The sequence below is a fragment of the Deltaproteobacteria bacterium genome, assembly GCA_020845895.1.
Taxonomy (GTDB): domain Bacteria; phylum Lernaellota; class Lernaellaia; order JACKCT01; family JACKCT01; genus JADLEX01.
Map to the genome: position 1 here is coordinate 1 of JADLEX010000023.1, position 23,919 is coordinate 23,919.

Below are 23,919 nucleotides of genomic sequence, written 5' to 3' on the forward strand. Positions count from 1 at the left end.
GCTGAATGCGCTGAAAAACGAAACATCCGATCCCAAAATGAGCCTGCGAAGAAAAAGACTCGCGGCCGGATGGAGCGGAGACTATTTGAAAAAGGTGCTCGGAGTTTTTTAGATGCGTTTACCCTGGAGTACCGACTGGTTAGCACAACTGCGCGGGGACCGAAACGGGAGCCGTGGAGAGCTTGACGCGCCGCGTCCTCCGGTGCAAACACGGCGCATGCGAAAAATCCTGATCGTTGCCGTCGTCGCGCTCGTTTGCGCGTTCACCGCCTGCGCCGCGCCCGAGTCGGTCGCGCCCGATCCGCTCGCCGCCATCCGCGCGCGCGGCGAGATCCGCGTCGGCTATTTCGAGGGCGAGAGCGCCGTTTACACCGACCTCACAAATGGCGAGCTGCGCGGCGTTTTCGTCGATCTCATGAACGATGTCGCCGCGTCGATGTCGATCAAGATCGCCTGGGTTCGCACCGAGCCGGCCACGCTCGCCGACGACCTCGCCGCCGGCGCGTTCGATTTCGCCGCCGCCCCCGTCGCCGCCACGCCCGCCCTCGCGTCGCGCCTGCTGCTCACGCAGCCCGTCGTCTGGCTCGGCCACGCGGGACTCGTGCGTAAGGACAGCGCGCTCGCGCCGGCGACTCTCGACGACCTCGATCGCGAGGGCGTCCGCGTGGCCGTGCTGCGCGGCGATGCGCTGGAGATGTGGCTCCCGGGACGCGTGACGAAGGCCCGCGTGATGCTCGTACCTGGTGACAGCCCTGCCGCGCCGCTCGCCGCCGTGCAAAACGGCGAAGCCGATATTGCCCTCGTCGACGCCGTCTTCGCACAAAAGACGCTCGCACTCGATTCCTCGCTGCGCGGCTTGCTGCTCGCAGAGTCGGCGCAGATTCACCCGCTGCCTTGGTGCTGGGCTGCGCGGCCCGGCGACGCGCGCCTCGTCGCGTTCCTCGACAGCGTCATCATCGCCGCGCGCACCACCGGTCGTCTCGAAGAAATCGCCCGCGCGTATCCCGTGCGTCTGCTGATCGCACCGCCGTGGCCGCGCGGTGGAAGCGCTCCGCCAGCACAGGCGGCGACGCCCCCCAAGCCGTCCTCGGCGACAACGGCTTCCACGCCGAAATCGACGCCCAAACCGACCCCAAAACCTTCACCGAAGCCCGCGCCGGACGAGGAAGACGGTTTTCAGTAACCGCTCGCGCCGGTGACGATTCGATTCCCGAGACGCGGTTACACCCCCGCTCCCCTTCGCTTCTCGCGGCGCAGAAACTCGGCGATCTCGGGCCCGATGCGCTCGGCCAGATCGCGCGGGTCCGCCGCGCCGCCCGCCGTGACGTTCACATGAAAGGTGAACGAATCGCCGCCGATCGTTTCGCCGCGATTGGCGCGCGCGAGGCTCTCCGGCCCGATTCGCTCCACCGCGCGGCGGCGCATCACGAACTCGCCGCGCTGCGCGACGATCGGCACCTCGTCGAAACCGAGCGCGAGACCCGCGTGAGCGCGCACCGGACCCCCGGCGTGCAGGACGGGGCCACCCGCGTGAATAAAGTTGAGCCATCCCGCGCCGCCGCCGGTGAGCGCCGTCATCAGCGTGCGCATCACCACCATCTGCGCGGTGATCGAGATCATCTGCTTCAGAACGGCGCGCAGCGAGGTCTGCCAATCGTGCGTGCCGTCCACGAGTTCATCGGCGAGGCCCCGCCCGATCGCGCCGATCGACGACGTGAACGCCTGGCGCGTCCAATCCGCCGCGCCCGAAGCGCGTCCGATCCACTCGCGAAACGTCTCCTCGGTCATGGCCCGCCGGCGCGCGTGGGCCGCGCGTTCAGCGACGTACAGCTCCATCTCCAACGCGCGGGCGCGCTCGGCGTTTTCGCGCGCGGCGTCGCCCAGCCCGCGCATCTCCTCGCGGCTTTGCGCGAGCGTTCGACGCAGTCGCTCGGCACTCTCGGCGGACTCATCGATGCTTGCGGTTTCGGGTTCGAGGATGAGGGGCATTGGGGGCTCCGGAGAGATTGTTGGTTTTTGGTTGTTGGTTGTCGGGAGGCCCTCACCCCCGTCCCCTCTCCCCCCCGGCGGGCGAGGGGTGGCGAGCGAAGCGAGCCGGGGTGAGGGCCTTCATTCCCCATTCTTCATTCGCAATTCTTCATTCTCCATTCCCGCCGCCTCCTCCATCGCCTGCGCCACCAGTTCCGGTTCGTCGGCTCGCAGCGCGAGGCCGAAGCGCAGCCGCGCGTGTCGGCGCAGCAGCGCGAGCGAGAGCGGAGTGACGAGCAGCATCGGGCAGCGGTCCACCACCTCCCCGGCGACGACCGTGCGAAAACGCGGATTCGATCCCGGTGGGCAGTTGCGAAGCCGACGCAGCCGTGCGTCGCAGCCGTTGCAGTCCCACGCCGCCGACGTTACGAAGACGCCCGCGGCGAATCGGAGTTTTTTCTTTCCCCCTCCCGCAGCACCGACACGTCGCGGATCGCCGCGAGAATCTCCAGATAGAGCGGCGCGGCCGACGCCCCGGCGCGCTCCCGGGCCGCGGCGACCGCCGCGCCGTCGGCGATCTCCTCGCCGTCCGCGAAACGCAAGTGTTCGACCCGCGTCACGTGCCGCGTGAGCGTGTCGCGTACGGTGTCGGGCGCGAGCGCGAATCCGTCACCGTCGCGCGTCCACACCGAGGCGCGCTCGTACTCGGCTACCGTCATCGGCCGCAGATGGAACGCGCACGGCGCGTAGTCGCGGTTCTCGCACGCCCGCCGCCGCTCACCGCCGAACTCGGGGATGTAGGGAACGATCTGTTGCGGATTCACGCGTTCAAATTCCATGGGGGCTCCGGGGGTTGGAGGTCGGATGAATGCGTTGTGGATCAGTCATGCTGACGGCGCGCGCGGCCGAGGATTGGGCAACATCAAATGATGAATGGCGAATTGCGAATGGAGAACCTCAGCTTCTCTTGCTGCATTCTTCATTCCACATTCACCATTCTTCATTCTTCACCCCGCGTCGTACTCGCAGCGCGGCGAGCACCAGAGCAGGAGTTGGAACGCCGCGCCGTGCGCCGCGCGCTCGTAGAGCATCAGGCGGCCCTCGTCATCCGAGCCCGCCGCGCCCACGTAGAACGCCAGCTCGTAGTCGTGCTCGCCGTCGTTGTAGGTTCCCGTTTTCTGAAAGACGCGCGTGGACGATCCGTCGATCGGTCGCGCCACGCCGCCGCCCGTGTACCACGCGCCGAAGATCGGCTTGACGCTCCCGCCTTCGCTGCCCAGCAGGTTCGACTTGAGCAGACCCTCGCTCGAACCGCCGGGCAGCGCGTTCGCCGGATGATCGAGAAAGATGACCGATCCGCACACGGTGACGTAGCGGTTCGTGAATCCGCCCGCGGCCAGCATGCCGCCGTAATCGTCGCGGTCGGCGAGCACGCGATACGATCCGTCCGACCCGGTCGGCGTCGAACCGACGACGTGGATCGTGAACCCGCCGTCGCGCTCCTGTTCCACCTGCGCGTCCGATCGCCCGCGCACGAAGTCGCACTTCACCGCGCGCAGGAATCGCTCGTTCTCCGTCACGCGCGTCGCGAAGCTCTGCCGCGTCGGCGTCCACAATCCGGGCGCGCTCTGCGCGACGAAGGCGTCGCCGTTGTTCGTGTTCCAGCTCGACATGGTTGGGGCTCCGGAGAAGTCGTTGGTCTTTGGTTGTTGGTTTGCGGTCGACTTGTCCGCCGAAGCCTTGGCGAAGGCGGATGGTCGTTGGTCCTTGGTCAGACCCGCTCTCTCAACTCTTCATTCCACATTCTTCATTCACCATTCCTCACCGCCCCCACACCTTCAGCGCTTCGCCGTCGGGGTTTGCGTCGCCCGCGTCGGCCCAGAACGACAGCGCCGCGCGCTGAGCCGCCGACGCCTCGGCAAAGTCCGCGGGCATGACGCCGCCGCCGTGCGCCGTGGGCACGGGATCACCCGCGTCCGCGGACCACACGCCCGCGTCGGGCGCCTCGCCGCGCGCGACGAGGTCGAGTTCCACGCTCACGGGCGGATCGAAGTCGATGCCGATCGCCGCGACCTGAAACACCCCCTCGCCCAGCGAGCCCGACACCGACACCGCATCGCCCAGGCGCGCCCCGAGCAGCGAGAAGTCGCACCGCGCGCGGACCGTGCGCAGCGACGCGAATCGCGCCTCGCGGTCGTAGAGCCACGCTCGGGCCGATTCGTCGTCGAAGATCCAGTCGCTCTCGAGCGTCACCGGCGCCGCGGCCCCGCTCGCCACGCGGCGTGTGAACTGCCCGTCGTCCGGACGCCTGCGATAGCGCAGCGCGAGCGACTCGCCGCCCAGTCGCCGGAGATCGTTCCACTCGCGAGCGTCGAGCAGCCGCGCGTCGTCGACGGTCGTCACGGGCGCGCTGCCCGCTCCGCCCGCCGGCACGAGCGTGTAGAGACCGCGCCGCACGAACAGGCACAGGCCGAAGTCCGCGCCGATGCGACCGATCGCGTCCATCACCGTCGTCTCGCCGTCGATCAGCGCGCGGCAGCGGTATCCCCACGCGTCAGCCCACGCCCGCGCCGAATCAAACGACGCCACGTCGAGCGCGTCCGCCGAAAGGCTCAGGCCGTTCACGGGATCGGTCAGTAGGTGGCGGATCACGCCCACCGGCGATTCGATCAGCCGTCCGTTTTCGTCCCGCTCGCCGCGCGGACGCGCGACGCGGATCTCGTCGCCGGACTCGAAGCGCACCTCCATGCGCTCGAATTCGGAGCCGACGAGTTCGAAGGTCCCCGCCGCCGCGTCCACCACGCCGATCTCGAAGTCGCGGTAACCCGTCTCGTCGCGCTTCGGTCGGGCCGACGAATCGGTCCAGGTCGCCCGCGCGCCGAAGCTCGCGATGCCGTAGTGGCCAGGGCGGCACAGCCGAGCGCGCAGCGGGCGGTCCGTCGCATAGGGCTGCGTGTCCACGCACGCCGCCTCGATCCAGTAGTCCGACTGCTCCGCGCCGAAATCGCCGAACAGCACCGGCACCGCGCGGCCCGACCAACGCGGATCGGTCTTCGCGTCGTCGCCATACGCGAGCGCGGGGATGCGCCGATTGTCGCGCTCGACGCGGTCGCGCGCCGAGATCGCCACCGTGTACGGCCCGATCTCCACGTCGCCGCGCTCGATCATTCCCTCGTGCACGAGCGTATCCGCCGACGGCACGCCGCGGGCCGACAGGGCGAGGTAAAGTCGCACACTCCGCCCAACGAAATACTCCGCCGCGCGGATCGTCGCGACGTCGGCGTCGGTGAGGGCCTCCGCCCCGCGCGCCAGCTCGATGCGCACCGCCGGCGAAACCACCACGCCGCCCGTGCCCAGCTCGTGACGCAGTCCCCGTACCGAGGCGATGCCCGGCCACACGCCGTCGTGACGCGGGTAAGGCGCGCCGACGACGGAGTGCGTGCGATGTGCAAGGGCGAATCGCCACTCGCGGCCGTCGCGCGGGTCGGACTCGATTTCGATGAGCAGGTTGTAGCCGCGCAATGCGGAAGCGGTCGTCGTCATCGCCTCACCCCACCGATTCATCGATCGCGAGGCGCACGTCGGCGTGATTCCACCCGCTGCCCTCGCGGCGCAGTGACGCGCCGAGGTATCCATAGATCACGTCGCGCGCCGGGTCGTCGGCCTCGCCGCTCGCGTGCGGCGCGTCGGTGCCCTGCGAGAGACGCGTGGGATCGAGCACAACCAGCACGGGCTTCACCTGCCGGTGCCGCCGCCAGATTGTCTCGAAGGGCTGCGTTTCGTCCGGCGTGAGATCGGCGAAGACGAGATCGACGCGGCGATACGACGCGAGATCGACCGCGCGCCGCGCCTGGCCGAGCGTCGCGGTCGTCGGCGACGGGTCGGTCCACGCCACGCCGATGCGCTGCGAATAGTTGTGCGAGGGCGTGAAGCACATCGTTGCCTCGTTCAGAATCACGCGGCCGATGGTCCACGGCGTGTCCTGCCGCGCGGGGTCCGCGTCGAAACGCGCCTCCGTGCGCACGCGCCACCAGCGACGCGACACGCCCGGCCGATGCGCGACCAAGGGCCGCGTCGCCACGCCGGAGAGATCGACCGAAAAGAGGCTCGCTCCGGAAAAGCTCGAATCGTCGCACGCCGCGAGCCGCACGCTCATATCGCGCAGTCCCGAGAGCGAGGAGATGTCGGCGAAGTTGTGGCCGAGCAGCGCGACCAGGTCGATATTGCGCGCGAGGATGAGATCGAAGACGAGCTCCGCGCGGTAAAGAATGCCGTCCGGCATGACGAGCCGGTCGCCGAGCCCGTCGCTCTTCCACGCCGTACCCAAGTCATTCGCGCGCACGTTCGACACGGGAAATCCCGCCGCCGCGCTGTTCGTGAAGACGCGCCCGCGATCGCCCGTGAACGCGAAGGGGCCCTCGTCGCCGTGGGCGATCATGACGCGGGCGACGGCGCCGTCGGCCGCGGCGAGCGCCGTCCCCGCGACGAGCACGATGGACGCGCCGACGGACGCCGAGGTCTCGCCCGACACATGGCGAACGCGCGCGTGCACCGTCTTGAGACCCGCGCCCGCCGTCAGAAGATGCGCGAACGCGGCGCTCGCCGCACCCGCCGGCCAGTCGCGCCAGGGCGATGCGTGCTCGGCCTCGCCGTCGTTCCACACCCGCGCCTGCCACACCGCGCCGTCCACGTCGCCGGCCTGTGCACCGCTCGACGCCGCGACCGTCACGTGCACGCCGCGCGCCGTCGCCACCGCGCCCCCCTCGTCGATCGCGATCGCCGTCACCTCCGGCGCGCCGCGATACTCCACCCGGTCGCCGTAAAGCGTCTGCGCCGCCAGCAACCCCGCGTTGCCCGCCTCGTCGTGAAAAACCCAGCGGTATTCGTGGCGACCCGGCGCGGCCTGCGTGTCCTGAATGATCGTGTACGCGTCGGCAGGCTCGCCGTCAGGCGCGGGAAACGCCACGTCGAGCGAATGATCCCACGCGCCGTCCGTCACCGTCTCCCAGCCGTCCGCGCGAAGCCGCTGCCACGCGCCGCCTTCGATGCGCCGTTCGATGTGCGCGTGCAGGTAATCCGCGGGAATCGGCTGCGGCGAGCGAGCGCCCGTGCGCACCACCGCGCGCGTATCGTGCGTCGATTCGGCCCACGCGTTCGCGCCGAGCGGGGCGGCGAAGTCGGGCGTGATCTGCCCCGCGCCGCCGCCGTCGGCGTGTCCCGCGTAGCCGTATCCGTAGCCCCACGCGTCGCCGTAGAGCGGATCGGCATCCGACCGGCATCCGTAAATGAAGGAAGAGCCCCGCCAGTCGACGCACCACACGGGCGCATCCACCAGCGGCTGCGCGTGATCCCACGCGGTCGTGTACGAGCGCATCGGAAGCACGTTGATGTCGTGCGCAATGTCCGACGTGTCGATTTGCCGCGCGCCCGTGGAGCCGCCGACGACGATGGACGCTCGATTGTCGGATACCGCGACGCACCGGATCGCCTGCATGGCGTCGATAACCGGAATCGCCGCGCCGCTCGTCGCCGTGCCGACCGTGTTCGACACCACCGACTCGCGTGCGAGCGCGCCGTCATACGCGCCGTGATCGAGACGCACCACCTGCACTTTCGCATTCACGTCGCCGAAGACGAGGGCGAAGGCGCGCGGATCGCTCCCCGACACGCTCCGGGCGCTCACGGCCGCGGCGGTGATGTCCTCGGCGAGAAGCCCGGCATGGTAGAGCGGCGACGTGCGGCGCACGCGGTAGTGCGCACTGCTCGTGTCGCGCGCGCGGAAGTGCTCGAAGCGCCCGCGCAGAAACTCACTCGCGGCGACGCACGTGTTCGTCGCCGACAGCGCGGGCAGCAGCGACGTGTCGTCACCGTCCGGATCGATATGCGTACGAATCGTACTCCACGACACGGGGTCATCCGCATCGTTCGACGCGCTGATACGGATCTTCACGTCGTCGCCGTCGCGATAGCGATCGACGGCGATCCAGGGATACGTCGCGTACGTCGTCGCGTCGTGCGCGTACACGAGCGCGCCGCCATGCCACACCTCCATGCGGTTTGCCACGCCCGACGCCGTGCGCCGTCGCACGTGCAGGTATTGCGTCGCTCCGCCGAGCGTGACGAGGCCGACGATGACCTCGGTGTACTCGTCGCCCACGGGCGCGGGCTCCTCGTCGATCGCGTATTTCGCGCGCACGCCGATGTCGCCGGGGCACGATTGCAGAAAGTACGCAGCCGCTTCGCGCAAAGGGCCGCTGTTTGAAAGCGCGAATTCGAGCCCGTTGTTTTGCGCGAGCGTCGCGCCCGGCGTGAGGTCGAGCATCCAGCTGCGTCCGTCGATGGCGTCGCCGGCGAAGTCGTCGGCGATCGCGCCGACCGAGGCGTCGGGCACGAAGACGTCGCCCGCGACCGCGTGCGGGTTGTGGATGGCGTGCACGCGCGACCCGATGGCGTAGTACAGCGTGTTGTCGTGATCGCCGGCGGGAAAGAACCCGACGCGCGAGTTCGGGCCGAATTCCAGCGCTCGCAAATCCCCGTCCGGCAGCGCGCGAAACCACAACGTCGCCGTGTTTCCATCGTCGCCCGTCCACCCGAGAACGCGGTGCGCCCCGCCGTCGTAAGTGCAGCCGTGAACGTCGGCAAAGGTCGCGCCCACATCGGCCTCGATTTCGGGCGCCCAATCCGCGGGCGTCGCGTCCGCGCCGCCCGACATCGCCGTCCACGCAACACGATAGATTTTCGCCGGATCGGAATTCGAGATCGCGTACAGGTCGTCACCGCAGCGCGCGACCTTCGCGAATCCTCCCGCGAGCCGCGCGAATCCATGCGGCGCGTTCGTGTCGAGCCGGATGACGACGAGGTCCGCGTTCGTCGCGAACGCTCCGTAACGCGCGCCGTCCGCCCCCATCCAATGCACGACCGCGTTCACGTACTCCGACCCGACGAGAAATTCGTCGGCGTCCCACTCGAGGTCGGCGTGAACGAGATAGCCCTTGCTGTACACGAAACCCATGCGTTCTCCGTCTGTTTCAGCGCAGCGCGGCGATGACGAGGCTCACCGCGAGGGACAGCGCCGCGCCGCCCAGCGCGCCCATCGCCCACCGGCGCGCGTGCTTGAGTTCACTCACGGCTTCCTCGGCGCGGGCGAGGCGCTCGGCGAAATGGTTGTGCGTGTCGATGCGCCGCTCGATGCGTTCGAGGCGCTCCGTCAGTTCGACGCGCAGTCGGCCGACGGCCTCCTCGATGGCGCGATGGAGCAGTTCGTAGAGCTGTGCGTTGCCTTCCGTCATCGGTCGCCTCACGCGAAGATCAGCCGGATTTCGTCGTCGCCCGCGTCCTCGAGACACGGGCCCGACAGCTCCATCGGCACCTCGCGGCCCGCCTCGCTCGCGATCTCGGGGATGCGCGGCGCGAAACGCGGCGCATGGAAGGCGAAGGTCGCCCCCGGCGCGTTGCCCGCCTGCACCAGCACCTCGATCGGCGCGAACGCCCTGATCCGCCCGCGTAGCCCGGCGGTTTCGGGCGTGAAATATCCCGCGAGCGTGAGCGTCGTTTGCCGCCGCGCGGGGTGCGTGAAGCCGCTGGGGCCGGGCGTGCCGAAGCACTCGCGCATACGCACGCCCTCCTCGATGCGCAGCTTCGCCTCGGTGATCTCGAAGGGCGCGCCGCCGACCAGCACGCGCCCCGCGATGCCGGCCACGGGCACGCCGGTGACGGTCGCGCTGTCCGGCCGCGCGGGATCGATGCGGGTGCCCGCCGGATGCGGTGAAGGTGTCGTGCCCGCGTAACCGCGCGTCACGCGCAGTTCGTTTCCCCCGAGCGCCACGTCGTTCACGCGCACGCACTCGCCCTGAATCGCCAGCACCGCGCCGGGGTCGAAGCGGCCCGCGTCGGCGACGGCGATGGTCGTCTGCGCGTCGGTGATATCCGCGCCGAGCGCGTCGATCGCCGCCGCGTGTTCGTCCGCGCCGAAGCCCTCGAAGCGCCAGCGCGCCTCGTTTCCCGCGCTCAGCGAAATCTCCACGAGCCGCCCCACGCACCCCGGGTACGCGAAGGCGAGGCCGTCGAGGAATCGGCGGATCGTCATCGACGACGCGGGCCGCGCGGCGGGGCGATACGCCGTCGCGCCACGTACGCTGTCGCCCACCACGGGCGCGGCGGGCAGCGCCGGCGTCCACGCGATCGATCCGCCCGCCGCGTCGGTCACGACGCGCACGTGGTAGTCGTCCCCCTGCGTGAACCCCACCGCGTCGCCCACCTGCGCGACCTGCTGCGCAACGGTGCACGACGTCGCCGTGGGCGCGGCCGCCACCGTGGTCGTGCCGGAGGCCGACGAGGAGAGTGCGTGCGCGGCCAGCAACGCGTGCGCCGCGCCGGGGCCGGTCTCGCCGGGCATCAGGTAGCCCTCGATCTCGTATTCGAGCGAACGGCGGCGCGTGACCTGATCGGCCGTGCCGCGCCCCGCATGGCGCTCGTCGCGGGCCGCGCGCTCGTGCGTGAGGGTGAAGGCCGCGCGGGTGTGCGCGATCGCCTCGTCCGCGTCCGCGTCGGGCGCGATGCCGTAAGACGACTCGGCGGTGACGTAGAGCTGCTCGAAGAGAGGATTCGGGTAGTGCGTCATGTCCTTTTCCGTCGCGACGCGCACGCGCGTTCGCGGGTCAAACCGTTTCGTGCCAGACGATGTCGAAAAGCGCCGCCGCGCGCAGGCCCGATTCGCCGAAGGTCGATTCCGCCGTGCGTTCGACCGCTTCGGTGAGCGCGGCGCGCGCGCCCCGCGTGGGATCGGCGAGCAGGGCGCGGTCGATGTCGCCGAGCAGGGCTTCCATCGCGGCTCGCGCCATCGCCGCGTCCGCCCCGCGCACGTGCGCGGTGACGCGCAATCGCATCGCGCATCGCCTTCGCCGCGCGGGCATCGACGACGTGCGCACGCGCTCGACCTGCGCGACGAGGGACGGGTAGCGCGGTAAGAGCCCCGGCGGAACGGGCCCGGTGCGCACGAGTTCGACGTCCGTGCCGAATCCGTTCGCACGCGAAATCGCTCCGAGCGCGGCGAGGGCGTCGCCGAAAATGCTTTGCGCGAGCGTGCTCATCGCGTGATCCGTGCGTTGGCGTGTGCGAGCATGGTCAGGCCCGTCCCGATTCGACCGACCGCGCGACGCGCAGCAGACCCCCGCGACGCAGCAGCCGCCGCGCGGCGAAACACAGCTCGGCGAGCGGCGAAACGGCGCGCGTGCGAAATCCGCCCGCGCCCGGGCCGCCGACGTCGAGCGATTCGATCCCCGCCGCGGCGGCCGCGATGGCGGCGGACTGCGGCGACACGGCGAGTTGGATCGCCTGCTCGCACGCGGCTTCGAGCACTCCGCGCGGCAGCGGCGCGACGAGAACGAAGACCTCGTCGGCGGCGACATCGGGCTCGGCGGAAAGCTCGAGCGCGCCGGTGTCGGAATCGAAGTCGTCAATGCGAAACAGCCCGGCCCGGTCGAAGCGCGCCGCCCCGCCGACGAATTCCGCACGGTCGCGACCGACGAGGTTCTCGCTGCGCACCGTCGCTCCGTCCACCTCGCTCGCGCGGGCGAACTCGACCGGGTGTCCGATGATGGGGACGCCGATCGCCTGGCGCGGCCAGCCCATGCCGTGCGAGAGCGCATCGGCGACGAGCGGGGCGCGGCCGATCGTCCGCGACGCGGCGGCGAGATACCGCTCACGTCGCGCGTTGCCCGTCTCGCCCTCGCCCAGGTCGGTCCACGCGGTCGCATCGGGGTGCCGCGCGAGATACACATCCGCGAACGCGAGATCGACGATGCTCTCGGCGGCGGGATCGCACAGGGTGGTGTTGAGGGCCATGCGCCTCGTCCTCATGGGTTCGGGGTTCGCCGGGGGCAAAGCCGCCCCCGGACTTCATTCATGGATGCGGATGGATTCGCGTCGCGCGCGCCGGTCACTGGCTCCAGACGTCGACGATCAGGTCGTCGTTCAGCATCGCGTAGCCGTAGATGACATCGACGGTGACGAGGGTGCCGAGGTACTCCGGCACGTAGCTCGCCTGCACGCGCGGCCCGAGCTGGATGGCGAGGGCGATGGCGTGGCGCTGGAACATGACGCTGTGAAACGTCTCGATGCCGCTCTGGGTGCTGCTCGAAATGTTGTTCGACAAGTGCACGCGGCAGCCGAGGATGTCGCCGACGAGGCCCGTCGCCATCGGCGCGTTGGGGTCGCCCGGAGAAAGGTAATCGCGGTTCGTGAAGCCCGGCAGCGCCAGCAGCCGCGCCTTCAGGTCGGGGCCGACGACCAGGAAGCGGTCCTCGACCGGCGCGTCGGCGCTGTCGAGGTAGCGCATCGCGGCGACCAGAGCCTGGCCGACCTCCTCGTCGTCGCCGATGGCCGAAACCTGGCGCGCGGCGAGGGCGTGGAGGCCCAGCAGGTGCGTGTCGATCGCGCGGGCGATCGCGTGGCCGGCCTTTTTCGTGTAGATCTCGCGCAGGCTGCTCTTCGCCTGCACCGCCACGATGTCCTCGATCAGGAAGCTGACTTCCTTGTGGTTCGCGAGCGGGATGCTGACCTTGTCCTCGGTGGTGGACTGGGGCGTGACCTGCGCGTTGGGGGCTTTGGTCTGCGCGGCGAAGTTCGACACGCGCGGCACGTGGATGACGTCGCCGCCGTCCGCCGCCACGTCGTCGAAACGCGCGACCAGATCGGCCATGACGAGGTTCTTTTCCGCGGCCTCGAGCACGTCGAGGGCCCACAGTTCGGGGATGAAATTCGCGGCGGTCGTGGTGGTCACGTGGGCGTTTCCGAGGGCCATGGGGACTCCTTTGTTTGGTTTTTAGTTTTTGGTTTTTGGTTGTTTATTCCCTCACCCCGGCCTTCGGCCTCCCCTCTCCCACCCGGCGGGAGAGGGGCAGGGGTGAGGGCTTCGAGGGCCGGGGCTGAGGGCCTGCTATCCTTCTCCCCGCGCGGCGCTCTCCAGTTCCGCGCGGCGGCGGCGCAGCTCGACGAGCGTCGTCATCCGGGGCGCGGGCGCGGGGGAGGGGGAGCCCGCGGACCCCGCGCCGCCGGACGACGCGCTTTTCGCCAGATTCGGATTCTCGGTCAGGAACGCGCGCACGGCCTCGGCGAAACGCGTTTCGTCGTAACGCGCCGGGCCGGTCGGTCCCGCGAGCGCGAGTTCGGGCGACGTGCCCTCGCCGGGCCACTCGACGCGCGGCGCGAGCAGCGACACCACCTGGTCGGGGCGGTACGCGCCGCACTCGGCGGCGGCGTCGGACAGGAGCTGGCGCGAACGCGTGTCGCGGTAGCGGCGCTCCCATTCCTTCGCCGTCGCCAGCAGCCGGTCGCGCTCGACGCCCAACGCCTCGGCGCGCCGCGCCTGCTCGTGCGCCGCGCGCTCGGTCTCGTCCATGCGGCTCGTCTCGACGCGGGTGACGGCTTCGTCAATTTGCGAAGACAGACGCTCGATGGCGGCGTTCACGTCGGCCGCGAGTTTGGTGAGGGGATCGTTCGGGTCATCCATTTGGTTTTCTCCGTGCGTGTTCGTCACGATTCGATTTGGTCGCCCGTCGCGACCTCGCGCAGTACCTCGGCGCGCTGATCGCCGGGCAGTTCGCGCAGCACCGCGCGGGCGAGGCGCTCCAGCACACGACGGCGAAAGACCGGCCCGACGCCGAGTGCGAGGGTGCGTTCGCTCTCGTCCAGCAGCGCCAGCGGTTCGCTGACGCCGAAATCGCCGGGGAAGCGGATGCGAGCGTTCCAGTCGGGCGCGGCGATCGCCAGCGCGCGCTCGAAGGCCCGCGCGACATTGTCCGCCGCGTCGGCGAGCGCGTGGTTGGTGTCGAGAAAATCGAAGGCCTTGCTGATGCCGCTTTGCACGCGGCCTTCGCGGGCGCTGCCGCGCGACAGGCTCGCGAGCCGGTAGACCTCGTCGATGAGCCCGTCGATGCGGCGCATCAGCAGATCGGCCTGCGCGGCGTCTGGGCTGATGTATTCGGGCGCGCGGTGGCCCTCGGGGTAGAGGAAGATCGAGCTGGTGCCGAGCCGCGCGATGTCGCCGTTTTCGCCGTACTCCGCGGCGCTGCCCTCGGCGACGAGTTGCGAAAACGTCTGACGGTACAGGATCTCGCCGAGCAGCGACCCGAGGTTGAAGATCTCGCGGTTCACGTGGACGATCGACGCGAGCAGGCTCTCGCCCACCACGGGATCGTCGCCCTCGCGGAATCGGCACGACACGAAGGGCACGCGCCCGAAGGGATGGTCGCCCTCGTCCACGCACTCCCCCGTCTCGTCGATCAGGGTCCATCCGTTCGCGGTCCACAGGCGATAGCGCGTGCGTTCGACGTCCGTCGGCGTGCCCGCCGAAGCCTGGGAGACGTCGCGCCGCCGTTCGCGCACGAGCGCCCATTCGAGCCCGCCCGCGCCGCCCGCGTTCCAGTTCAGAAAGTCGCCGGGCAGCACGAGATACAGATAGCTGCGCAGGCCGAGCGCGAGCTCGTCGGCGACGGTCGCGGGGCGCGCGTCGGTGCGCGGGCGATCGACGCCGATCACCACGTGGCCGTAAACCGCGGCGAGGGTCAGCGCGCGCTTCATGACGTCGACGAGGCCGTGGCCGCGCCCGTCGGCGTCGGCGAGCAGCGCGGGCGCGCCGGCCTCGGGAAGGATGGTCGGGCCGACACGGAAGATCGACGCGACGTAGGTGTCCACGACCGGGCGGCAGTAGTTGAGGTGGAACGCGCGGGCGAGGCGTCGCCGGTGGTCGGCGGCGTTTTCGAGCCGATGGGAAAAAAGATTGGACGCCGTCAGGTAGTCGGCGCCTCCCTGGAAACTCTGCCAGGCGAGACGCCAGAAGGCGCGGCGCGATTCGTGATGGGGATGGCGGGATTCGATCAGATCCCTGAACGGCGTCCGCGTCATCGGCCCGTGCTCCTTTTCTTCGGCCGGATCGATGGGCCCGGCATCCCGGACCCTCGACCCGCCGTCGCCCGCGAAGGGCTGTATTTTTCTTCGTCGAAACCGTTTTCGCCCGCTCGTGTTTTTCGCGCTGTCGCTTTTCGCGCTGTCGATGTTTTCCTCACCCTTCGCGTGGCGAACGGGTGTTTTGCGCGTCACGATGCGTCAGCGGGTGGGAATGGGCGCGAGTTGTCGCGCGGCGGCGCGAGTCGGCACGGGATGGGCCGAAGCCCTCACCCCCGGCCCCTCTCCCGCCGGGCGGGAGAGGGGTGGCGAGCGCAGCGAGACGGGGTGAGGGATGAAATCGGAGACATGCGGTGCGAAGTGCTGCATGTCCACGGTCGCGGCTCCGTCGCGCCCGGCCCGCCGCGCGACATCCTCATATCGACGAAGCGCTTCACACGCAGGATCCCGCGCCGACTTCGAACACATGCTCTTCCGTCTCCGCGAGATCCAAAGACACTTCGAAGAGCACGTGGTCATCCCCGCCGAATTCCACGCTGTGCCACGCAATCGTCCACGTCCCCGGCGTCACGCCGTTGACCCGAAATTCCACGTCGTGCAGGCAGGAACACATGGCCGGATTCTCGCCGACATCCGATTCGTCAATGACCAGAGATCCCTCGCCGACTGTGGCCTCGACCGCGACTTCGAATCCGCAGTTGCGGCACGCATTCTCGTGAACCACGCCGAGGACGCCGTCGCTGATCGCAAATCGAACGCGCTCGACAGTGGACGCCTTGTTCGCCTCATCCACGCACGCACTCTGCGAAACGTCGAACACCGGCGAGGCGTCGCTCTCTTCCGTGCCGCCGTTCCCATCGTCGCTCGCGCACGAGAGCGAGCCGGCGACCAGAGCCGCGATGGCGACAGTCAAGAAACTCTGCCAGGCGCAACCGATTTTCATGGTAAGCATCCTTTCGATCCGCGTCGAAGAAAATCCCGAGAGACATCCTCGATTCAGTGGAGTTTAGCACGAGCGCTATCGGGAAGGGGGCGTGCCTTTGGATGTCCGCTTGGTATGGCGTCCAAGGAACACCAATGCAGCGTGCGGCGGCGGCGGAATTATCGAAAAAGATCCATTTGCTCATCGTCGGAAGGCAACCGATCGTGGCATTTTCCCGCGACGATATCCGGATTTTTGCACGCGCAGGATTTGATCGTGATTCCGAATTCCCCGGCCATCCGCTCCATCGCGCCGAGCCGTTCGCGGCGGTACTCTTCGGACGGCAGCAACATCGCGCAGCCTTCCCCGCCAAGCCTGGCCGTCTTTACGTAGAGACGTCGCATGACCGCGTCGAAGTCCCAATCTTTGAATCGGACGGCCATCGCAGGGCGAATCGCCGGGCGGATGTGCAGGAACGATGCGGCGGCCTCACGACACCGGCGCCCCGACACCTCCCGGAGCAGAGCCACGAGCGAGGAATCCGTGTCGGTCAACATCGGGATCAAGGGGTCCATCCGCAGCTCCACGCGAGCGCCGATTTCGACGAGATACGAAATGTTCCGCAGCCGACCGGCCACGGAGGTCGCGCCGGGCTCGAACGTTGAACGCACGCGATCGTCGGTCGTGGTCAACCCCACCTGTGCATTCACGCGGTCGGAGTGCCTCGAGAACAACTGGAGAAAGCGATCCGGGATCTTGGCCTTCGTCATGATCAGCAGGGGAATATTCTCCGCGAGCAGCATCTCCATCATGGAAAACTGCTCGTCCAAAATCGCCGGAATCGGAATGAACGGGTCCGTCGCCGAGCTGAAATAGACCAGCCTGGGTTTCCGCTTCTTCCGTGCTAGCTCAGCCTCCAGCCGTTTCGCACTGCCGGCGTAGAAGGATATTCGGCCATCACCGGGGTTATTCCGGTACGATTGCGCGTAACAATACCGGCATCGAAGAGGGCACCCCGCGGTCAGATTGATGACGTACGCATCGGACAGGCAGGGTAGACTCGGCCGCGCCAGAATGGGGGGCCTTTCTCTGCTCAAGGAGAATCTCCGGCAAATTCCACCTCCCGGGCCTGGTCGAGCAACTGGGCCTTTCTTTGTGTCCCCCCTCGCCCCGTCAAACTCCCTGGATGTTCGGCTCGATCCTTCGCCGAAATTTCGATCACAGCAGGCAGTTGCATCGCCCGAGATTCTGAATCGTATTCGTCGCCCGCCAGACGTCTTTCTCCTCGAGACACAGCGCCAGATCGAGGTCCGGTCGGAGCGCGCGAGCCTCGTTCGTCAGGAATGCGTACATCTCCTCCCGCAGACCCGCCTCGTAGCGCCCGCGACCGTCGCCGCCATCGCGACGCGGGCGCTCGAGGTGAACCGAGATCGCGTTCTCGCGGCCCATCTTCCGTTCCATGAGCCGCCTGGCCCCATCGTAGATGCATATCGCTCCGAATGTCAGCCGGACCAGCGGAACCTCCACCAACAATCGACGCAGAAAACGCGCGTAGCAATCGCGCCATCCGTCCGTCGGAATGACGGGCATGATGATGGCGCGCACAGGGTACCCCGCCGCGACGCACGCGTTCATCGCGTCGATCCGTTCGTCGATCGTGGGAACATCCGACTCGAACTCTTCGCACACTTCGGGCGGGTTGAGGCTCCAGGAAAGATGCGTTCGCCCCGCGTGTTCGAGGTCGAGGAGATTGTCCACGTCGGCACTCTTCGTCAGGAGCGTCATCTGGGCATATCGATGCCGGGCGAAGAACGGTACGAGCGTGCGTGAGTAGCCGGTCAGGGGATCGAGCGCCATGGGATCCTGGAGCTTGCCGAGGTAGAAAGCCGTCTGCCGCGCGCGTCGGTTCGCGACGCGGTCAATCGCGTCCAGAATTTCCGGCAGATTCACGAAGATCTTGACGGTCGGCGACCACTTCACGCCCATGGTTCCCGCAAGATAACAATATTTGCAGTCGTAGGCGCAAAAACCGTATGGCGAGAAATGCCAGTAGTTCGGGCAGATGTTTTCCGACTCTTCGCTAAAACGCAGCGGATCCTTGTGCTCGCCGAACACCAGCGTTCGCTTCCCCCGGTAGTGTCGCGCGAGCATGTCGTCCTCGCCGAGGTCCACCGCGTTGTGCGCGACATCCGAGGCTTCCATGATCTCGGCATCGGGGTAGACGGCGCAGATTCTTTCGACCAGATCGCGCCGCTCCGGTGTCGACAGGCTGCCCTTGGCGAGGACGATGCGTTCGACGTGAAAAAAACGCGGAGCGCGGGGTGGACGCGAGTTGTCCGAAAGCGCTGTCTCCCGCGTCCGGGTAAGCAGGTTCAGTTGTTGCGTTGGATGCGCGAGCGACTCACGTCCGAGTCTCGATTCGCCGGGTGGGCATCCCCGTGAACTTCTGCCAGCGCCGTAGGATGACATCGCAGTATTCGGGTTTTCTCTCCACCAGGATCGCACTACGACCGGCCATCTCCGCGGCAATGAGGGTCGTTCCAGAGCCGCCGAACGGCTCGAGGATGCGGGCCGATTTGGGACCGGCGTAAGCCAAAATCGATCGGTAAGGCAATTCTACAGGGCAGACAGCGGGATGTCCATAGCTCTCTTGCTGTTTGGTAACGGGCGCTACTTCCCAAACGTCTGAGTGGTGATCAGCCATATATCTCGCCGACTGATCAGTCATTCGAGTCAACGGTCCAGGTTTCTGGTATACAAGCAACGCTTCCCAGCGTAATGCTGGATAGTAGAGATGATTTCTTTGGATATGCAAATTTCGTGGAACACTGTAGTTGGCATGAGGTTTGACCCAAACTATTGTATCTAGAAATCGAAATCCTGCATCTTCAAACATGCTTGCATGATGTGCAACGTGGTTGTGATCCGTTTCTACTCCGTTCGCTATGTTCCATGTGACAACGCCCCCATCTTTGAGATTATCAAAGCAATTGACGATTATTTTTTGCATATCGGTCAGATATTCATCGTAGCTACTCCACTGAGCATACTCGCGTTGGTTGAAATACGGAGGGCCACCGAATATGTGATCGACTGGTCGCTCATCTACGCCAAGATGTATCGACGACGGTTCGCGTGAATCTCCGCAAATCAATCGATGACTTCCGAGTTCAAACCGATCTCCAAATCTGATTTCAGTTTTTTCAGCGATCGCAGGGATGTTTTCCTTTGCGTCGTCATCATCAAGAATCCGTCTGAGTTCTTCATTCGAAAACCCGATGGCGTCGAGCGAAACCTCGTCAGATTCCAGTCCTTTCAGAATCTGGCGCAAACCGGGAAAATCCCAATCGGCGATCTCTGCAGTCTTGTTATCTGCAACCGAGAAGGCTCGGCGCTGGGGATCAGACAGTTCAACGACGACGACCGGCACTTCCGCGAGCGAAAGCGATTTTGCTGCCTTCCAACGAGTATGGCCAGCAACGATAACGAAGTTATGATCACAGACTATGGGTACGTTGAAACCAAATGCCTTGATACTTTTGGCAACCACCTCTACGGCGTGATCGTTTTTTCTGGGGTTTTCTGGCCACGGTCTTAGATTTTCTGTTTTCAAGTATTGCACTTTCAACATTTTGGTGCCTCCAGTGGGTTATTTCTTCCGTTGAGTTTTGCTGGAGTGATATCTTGCGATGCGTTCTGCAACCAAGGAGTTAAGAAATTTTTGCACGTACTCGTGAATCGTTCCGTCGGGATAAACGATGCTATTGGCAATAAGGCATTCGGCATCACGCTGACCCTCAAAAGGGGAAAGCCCCGCATGTCGATACCATTGTTGTCGATCAAATTCGATTGAACCCCATGGACCCCTGCCGGATTGACACGAATCGGAGACGGCCAAGCGTCTTATTTCAACGGTTTTCCACGCGACGACGAGCTTCTGAGCACGCGGATTCTCCGCGATTAGGATAATCGCGTCGGGCGATTCTTTGGCGCGTAGTGCTTCGACGATTTCTTCGAATGTCATCATGTCTCCTCGCGCAAAAATTTTACAACGCAATAGTACTATAGATCGCTCTCGGTTGTTTTGCAAGCGGCATTAAACGACGAAACACGCCCATTCGCGACAATCGGAGTCGGTCACGATAGTTGCGGGTAGTATTCGAATGGCGGATTGGCAGGGGCAGCCCACAGTCGTGGGCGACCGTTCCACATTCCGAGCATCGTCAATCGCGTCGCCCCCCCGCCGTCTTGACGCTCCCGGGGGCGCGTGGTAGCGGATTGCCTTCGGTCTGGCCGGACCAGAGGGAGAGGTTTTCCGTGAACCGTCGCTTGCTGTTTGGCGTATTGGCGCTGTGCGCCGTGGTGTGTCTGAGTGTCTTTGCGTCGTCCGCGTTCGCGCGCGTCATCACGCCCGAGGAACTCGCGCGAATCCGCGCCGAGGCGCGGCCCATGCCGTTTCCCGATCCCGAGCGCGGCACCGTGACGAGCGGACCGACGCACATGATCTACAAGTTCGATCCCCGCGACGTGGTGATCGAGGACGAGCCGGTGGACACGCCGCGCCTGTTCGACAGCGGCCCGTCGGGGCGCCCCAAGGTCGGCGGGCCCACGCAGATCAACGACACCACCTCGCCGCCCTACAGCGCCGCCGTGCACCTGTATCTGCGATTCGGAACGGTCGGCTGGTCGGGATGCTCGGGCGCGTTCATCTACGACACGGGCACGGTGCTGACCGCGGGGCACTGCGTCTACAATCACGATTACGGCGGCCTCGCCAACGAGATCATTGTGATCCCCGCGCAGGACGAAGGCAATTCGCCCTGGGGATCGAAGAACGCGGTGAACTGGGCGACGAACGACTCGTGGGCGAACTGGGAAGACTACACGCAGGACTGGGCGGTCATCGCCGTGCCGTCGTTTTCGGGGCCCGCGCCGATGGGGCACATCTTCGACTCGTCAAATTCCTGGTATTACGACAACGAGTTCCAGACGGCGGGCTATCCGGCCGATCTGGGGTACCCCGGCGACGAGATGTGGTGGCAGTCGGCGTATCCGGATTACGTGGACTCCCGCCTGATCCGGCCCGACTACACCTTCGGCACCGATCCCTACTACTGCATCCCCGGCCAGAGCGGCAGCGGGGTCTTTCATCAGGACGGTTCGGACTACAACATCACGGCGGTGCTGACGCTCGCGAGCTGCCATTCGGTGCGCCTCAATCAGCAGATCGTGAACTTCATCAGCTCGTTCACGAGCGGCTGCGACGGCTGTTTGATCGACGGCGCGTGTTACGAGGACGGCACGAACCGCCCCGGCAACGACTGCGAGGTGTGCGACACCGACGAGGATGTCGAGGACTGGACATCGCTCGACGGCGATTCGTGCGACGACGGGTTCTTCTGCACGTCGAACGACACCTGTAACGAGGGCACTTGCTGGGGCCTGGGCGACACGTGCGACGCCGACCGGACCTGCGACGAGAACACGAATAGTTGCGAGGGCGGATCGGGCGGCGATGACGACGACGCGGGCGCGGGCTCGTGCGGCGACTGGCTGAACCTCATCTACGGCGGATGCGACCTCGCCTTCGTGTCGGGCGGCGTGGACCTCGAGGCGCAGGCCGCCTACGACTCGTGCCAGGCCGGCGGCGACAGTTGGGAGTGCGTGGGCTCGTGCGTGAATCACGAGAACGTCACCGACTGCGAGACGCTCGCGGCGTGCCTGTCCACCGCGTGCGGCCTGCCGACCGAATCCGAAAACGGCGGAGGCGGCGATGATGACGACGATGACGACGGGGGCGGCTGCGGGTTCTGACATTTCGTGCGGGATCGTGTCGCGGGAAAGATGAAACGATTCTTGACTGCCCCCATTGAGGGGGGTTAGCGTGAGATTGCCGTCCCGACTAATGTGGAATGGGGCGGCGTACGCAGGGAGGCCTCGATGTTCGGGGCCTTTTCCTTTTCCGGATTTTCGGGGGAGTTTCAATGGATCGGACGGCGGTGTTCGTCGATGCGGGATACCTGTTCGCCGCGGGATCGCGATTGATTGCCGGCCAGAAACTTCCGCGAGGCGCTTTCCATCTCGACTACGACGCCGTCCTGAACGTGCTCAACGATCTCGTACGCGACCTGACCGGTCTGCCTCTTCTGCGCTTCTATTGGTACGACGGAACGGCCACGGGCGCGACGCCCCAACAGCTCGCCTTGGCCTATCGCCCGAATGTGAAACTTCGGCTCGGATTCGTGAATCGTATGGGGGAACAGAAGGGCGTGGACTCGTTGATCGTCACGGACCTGATCAACCTTGCCCGCAATCACGCGATGGCCGACGCCGTGCTCATGACCGGAGACGAAGACATTCGAGTCGGCGTACAGCAGGCGCAGGAGTTCGGCGTTCGCGTTCATCTCATCGGGATAGAGCCCGCCGGCGAAAACCAGTCCGGATTCCTCGTCCAGGAAGCGGACGGTGTGCGTCAGTTGTCGATTGATTCTGTCCAGAGTTTTCTGAAGCTGGTTCCGGGCTTCAGGACTTCCGCCGAGGAGAGCACGTCATCGATCGCCGCGAGCATCGATTCGGCCACCGAGACACCGGCGTCACTCGCTTCCGAAGCCGAACGGATCGCGGGCGAACTTTCGCGGGAAGAGATCGCCGCCGTATTGAAGGAATCCAGCGGAGGCGGCGTGCCTGCCGACATCGATCGACGGCTCCTGTCCGCCGGAACCCGTGCGACCGGCGATTTCCGTCTAACGTCGGAGCAGAAGCGAACGCTCCGCGAAGCCTTCCTCGCGGCGTGCCGGCGTTTGACGACAATTTAGCTGTCCGGAAGGACCGAACCCTGTTCGACCCGTCATTCGGGCCGATCGTCTTTCCGCTGTCGCGTCCGCAGATCGGGTTCTCCGGACTTGGACATTTTGACATTCACATGTAGCTCGAAATCGACTGCCCGTTTTCTCGCTCGGTCTCCTGAAGACCGATTCCCGCGATGTTGCACGAACCACAAGCAGACGAGCCCAACGACCCAAAAGCCAGCGAGCAATTCGGAATGCTCGGTAACGAACCTAAGCCATGTCAGGAGCTTGATCGCGTAGTCGACCATCAATTTGAACCTCCCGAAGCAGCCCGCCGACATAGGCGTTCGGCGTCGCTTCAATGGCGCGCAAGCGGGTTTTCGCTCGTCGCACGGATTCTATCGCACGAAGTTCGCGTTTCTGTTTCGTAAAAATGGTAGAAAATTTTTATGGGTAGGGGCGGTCGAAAACGATCTCGGTTTTCGTTGGCGCAGACGGGTATCATCCGCCTCGTCGAGGCGGGCCGAGAAATCGGATTTCGATCTGGCTTGAGCCGGACCGGTCTACTTCCGAATCGCCGGGTCGCGCGGGTCGCGCACGTCTTCAGGCTCGCCGATCCAGTGGCGCATTTCGGAGCAGTAGAAACGCAGGCTGCGTACGATGGTCTGATCGGCGCCCGAGCCGTCGGCGTTCTGGAAGTAGCTGATCTTCATGCCGGTGACGAAACGACCGTCGGGGCACCCGGTCCACTCGCGGATCACGCCCGAGCCGTACTCGTTCGCGCCCTGCTGCTCGGCCACGGGCCAGTAGCGGCGACACTGGCGGCGCACGCCGGTCACGTTGCGCCGGTCGGACGTCGCCGCGGTCATGCCCGTGAGGAAAAAGCCCGTGTCGCACGTGTCGCGGATCGACTCGCCGCCGAACTCCGCGCCCGTCGCGCCGATCTGCTCGGTGAGCAGCAGTTCGTTGGGCTCGGTGCACACGAGGCCAAGGCCGGTCAGCGTGCCGACGCCGTCCACCACGGACACGTTGTACGACATGCCGCGCGCGACCTCGCCGTCCTTGCAGTGATACGTCCTGTCGCAGTAAGCGCGCTCGGCGGTGTCCTCGTCGGCCGTGCAGGGCGTGCCGACACGGGAGGAGAGCGTCGTGGACTTCGTGAACATATAGAGCTGTCCGCGCGCCGATTTGGAAAGCGCCGTCCCCGCCGCCGCGAGCGCGAAGAGCGCGATGGCCGCGCCGATCAGCGCGGGACGCACCCGGCGACCCGTTCTCACGTTCCGCATATTTGTTCCGGCCTTTCTCCGCCGCGTCCGGTCAACGACTGGACCCCAAAAA

At 66.3% G+C, this 23,919-nt stretch carries 22 protein-coding genes; 3 read left to right on the forward strand and 19 right to left on the reverse strand.

The genetic code is table 11. From position 1 onward, the window contains the following. Positions 1–217 precede the first annotated feature (217 nt). Positions 218–1,183, forward strand: a complete 966-nt coding sequence (locus IT350_02450; protein ID MCC6156884.1) for a transporter substrate-binding domain-containing protein — start codon at positions 218–220, stop codon at positions 1,181–1,183. Between the two features lie 38 nt (positions 1,184–1,221). On the opposite strand, the gene IT350_02455 is transcribed toward IT350_02450, so the two are convergent. The 18 genes from IT350_02455 to IT350_02540 form a co-directional block, all read right to left on the reverse strand. After that, complete coding sequence (locus IT350_02455) at positions 1,222–1,989, reverse strand: hypothetical protein (GenBank protein ID MCC6156885.1); 768 nt, start codon at positions 1,987–1,989, stop codon at positions 1,222–1,224. A 120-nt stretch (positions 1,990–2,109) separates the two neighbouring features. Then, positions 2,110–2,286, reverse strand: a complete 177-nt coding sequence (locus tag IT350_02460; GenBank protein ID MCC6156886.1) for a hypothetical protein — start codon at positions 2,284–2,286, stop codon at positions 2,110–2,112. Positions 2,287–2,393: 107 nt separating this feature from the next. Further along, positions 2,394–2,807 carry a hypothetical protein gene (locus IT350_02465; GenBank protein MCC6156887.1) on the reverse strand — a complete coding sequence of 138 codons (414 nt, stop codon included), beginning with the start codon at positions 2,805–2,807 and terminating at the stop codon, positions 2,394–2,396. A gap of 168 nt (positions 2,808–2,975) precedes the next feature. Further along, entirely contained in the window at positions 2,976–3,641 is a 666-nt protein-coding gene (locus IT350_02470; protein MCC6156888.1) for a hypothetical protein, read from the reverse strand. Between the two features lie 148 nt (positions 3,642–3,789). Continuing rightward, positions 3,790–5,511: a hypothetical protein gene (locus IT350_02475; GenBank protein ID MCC6156889.1), complete on the reverse strand. Its 1,722-nt coding sequence runs from the start codon at positions 5,509–5,511 to the stop codon at positions 3,790–3,792. A 4-nt stretch (positions 5,512–5,515) separates the two neighbouring features. Then, positions 5,516–8,980 carry a hypothetical protein gene (locus tag IT350_02480; protein MCC6156890.1) on the reverse strand — a complete coding sequence of 1,155 codons (3,465 nt, stop codon included), beginning with the start codon at positions 8,978–8,980 and terminating at the stop codon, positions 5,516–5,518. A 16-nt stretch (positions 8,981–8,996) separates the two neighbouring features. Continuing rightward, positions 8,997–9,257 (reverse strand): hypothetical protein, encoded by a 261-nt coding sequence (locus tag IT350_02485; GenBank protein ID MCC6156891.1) that lies wholly within the window; start codon positions 9,255–9,257, stop codon positions 8,997–8,999. A gap of 8 nt (positions 9,258–9,265) precedes the next feature. Beyond that, on the reverse strand, positions 9,266–10,588 hold the full coding sequence (locus tag IT350_02490) for a hypothetical protein (protein MCC6156892.1): 1,323 nt from the start codon (positions 10,586–10,588) through the stop codon (positions 9,266–9,268). Positions 10,589–10,625: 37 nt separating this feature from the next. Next, entirely contained in the window at positions 10,626–11,057 is a 432-nt protein-coding gene (locus IT350_02495) for a hypothetical protein (GenBank protein ID MCC6156893.1), read from the reverse strand. A gap of 34 nt (positions 11,058–11,091) precedes the next feature. Further along, positions 11,092–11,811 (reverse strand): hypothetical protein, encoded by a 720-nt coding sequence (locus tag IT350_02500; protein MCC6156894.1) that lies wholly within the window; start codon positions 11,809–11,811, stop codon positions 11,092–11,094. Between the two features lie 94 nt (positions 11,812–11,905). Beyond that, positions 11,906–12,769 (reverse strand): hypothetical protein, encoded by an 864-nt coding sequence (locus IT350_02505; protein MCC6156895.1) that lies wholly within the window; start codon positions 12,767–12,769, stop codon positions 11,906–11,908. 135 nt (positions 12,770–12,904) lie between these two features. Continuing rightward, positions 12,905–13,477 carry a hypothetical protein gene (locus IT350_02510; protein MCC6156896.1) on the reverse strand — a complete coding sequence of 191 codons (573 nt, stop codon included), beginning with the start codon at positions 13,475–13,477 and terminating at the stop codon, positions 12,905–12,907. 23 nt (positions 13,478–13,500) lie between these two features. Beyond that, complete coding sequence (locus IT350_02515; protein ID MCC6156897.1) at positions 13,501–14,871, reverse strand: hypothetical protein; 1,371 nt, start codon at positions 14,869–14,871, stop codon at positions 13,501–13,503. A 433-nt stretch (positions 14,872–15,304) separates the two neighbouring features. Next, the gene (locus IT350_02520) at positions 15,305–15,814 is read right to left on the reverse strand and encodes a hypothetical protein (GenBank protein ID MCC6156898.1); all 510 of its coding nucleotides are present in this window, start codon (positions 15,812–15,814) and stop codon (positions 15,305–15,307) included. A 158-nt stretch (positions 15,815–15,972) separates the two neighbouring features. Next, on the reverse strand, positions 15,973–16,890 hold the full coding sequence (locus IT350_02525; GenBank protein ID MCC6156899.1) for a radical SAM protein: 918 nt from the start codon (positions 16,888–16,890) through the stop codon (positions 15,973–15,975). A gap of 121 nt (positions 16,891–17,011) precedes the next feature. Further along, positions 17,012–17,995, reverse strand: a complete 984-nt coding sequence (locus tag IT350_02530) for a hypothetical protein (protein ID MCC6156900.1) — start codon at positions 17,993–17,995, stop codon at positions 17,012–17,014. 199 nt (positions 17,996–18,194) lie between these two features. Next, entirely contained in the window at positions 18,195–19,424 is a 1,230-nt protein-coding gene (locus IT350_02535) for a DNA modification methylase (protein ID MCC6156901.1), read from the reverse strand. Positions 19,425–19,442: 18 nt separating this feature from the next. After that, positions 19,443–19,820, reverse strand: coding sequence for a hypothetical protein (locus IT350_02540; GenBank protein MCC6156902.1), 378 nt, complete (start codon positions 19,818–19,820; stop codon positions 19,443–19,445). A gap of 290 nt (positions 19,821–20,110) precedes the next feature. Here IT350_02540 and IT350_02545 point away from each other — a divergent pair, with 290 nt between their 5' ends. Both IT350_02545 and IT350_02550 read left to right on the forward strand, forming a co-directional pair. After that, positions 20,111–21,607, forward strand: coding sequence for a hypothetical protein (locus IT350_02545; GenBank protein ID MCC6156903.1), 1,497 nt, complete (start codon positions 20,111–20,113; stop codon positions 21,605–21,607). 170 nt (positions 21,608–21,777) lie between these two features. Further along, positions 21,778–22,608: an NYN domain-containing protein gene (locus tag IT350_02550; GenBank protein ID MCC6156904.1), complete on the forward strand. Its 831-nt coding sequence runs from the start codon at positions 21,778–21,780 to the stop codon at positions 22,606–22,608. Between the two features lie 536 nt (positions 22,609–23,144). Here IT350_02550 and IT350_02555 read toward each other — a convergent pair. Next, positions 23,145–23,867, reverse strand: coding sequence for a hypothetical protein (locus tag IT350_02555; protein MCC6156905.1), 723 nt, complete (start codon positions 23,865–23,867; stop codon positions 23,145–23,147). Between the last annotated feature and the right edge of the window lie 52 nt (positions 23,868–23,919).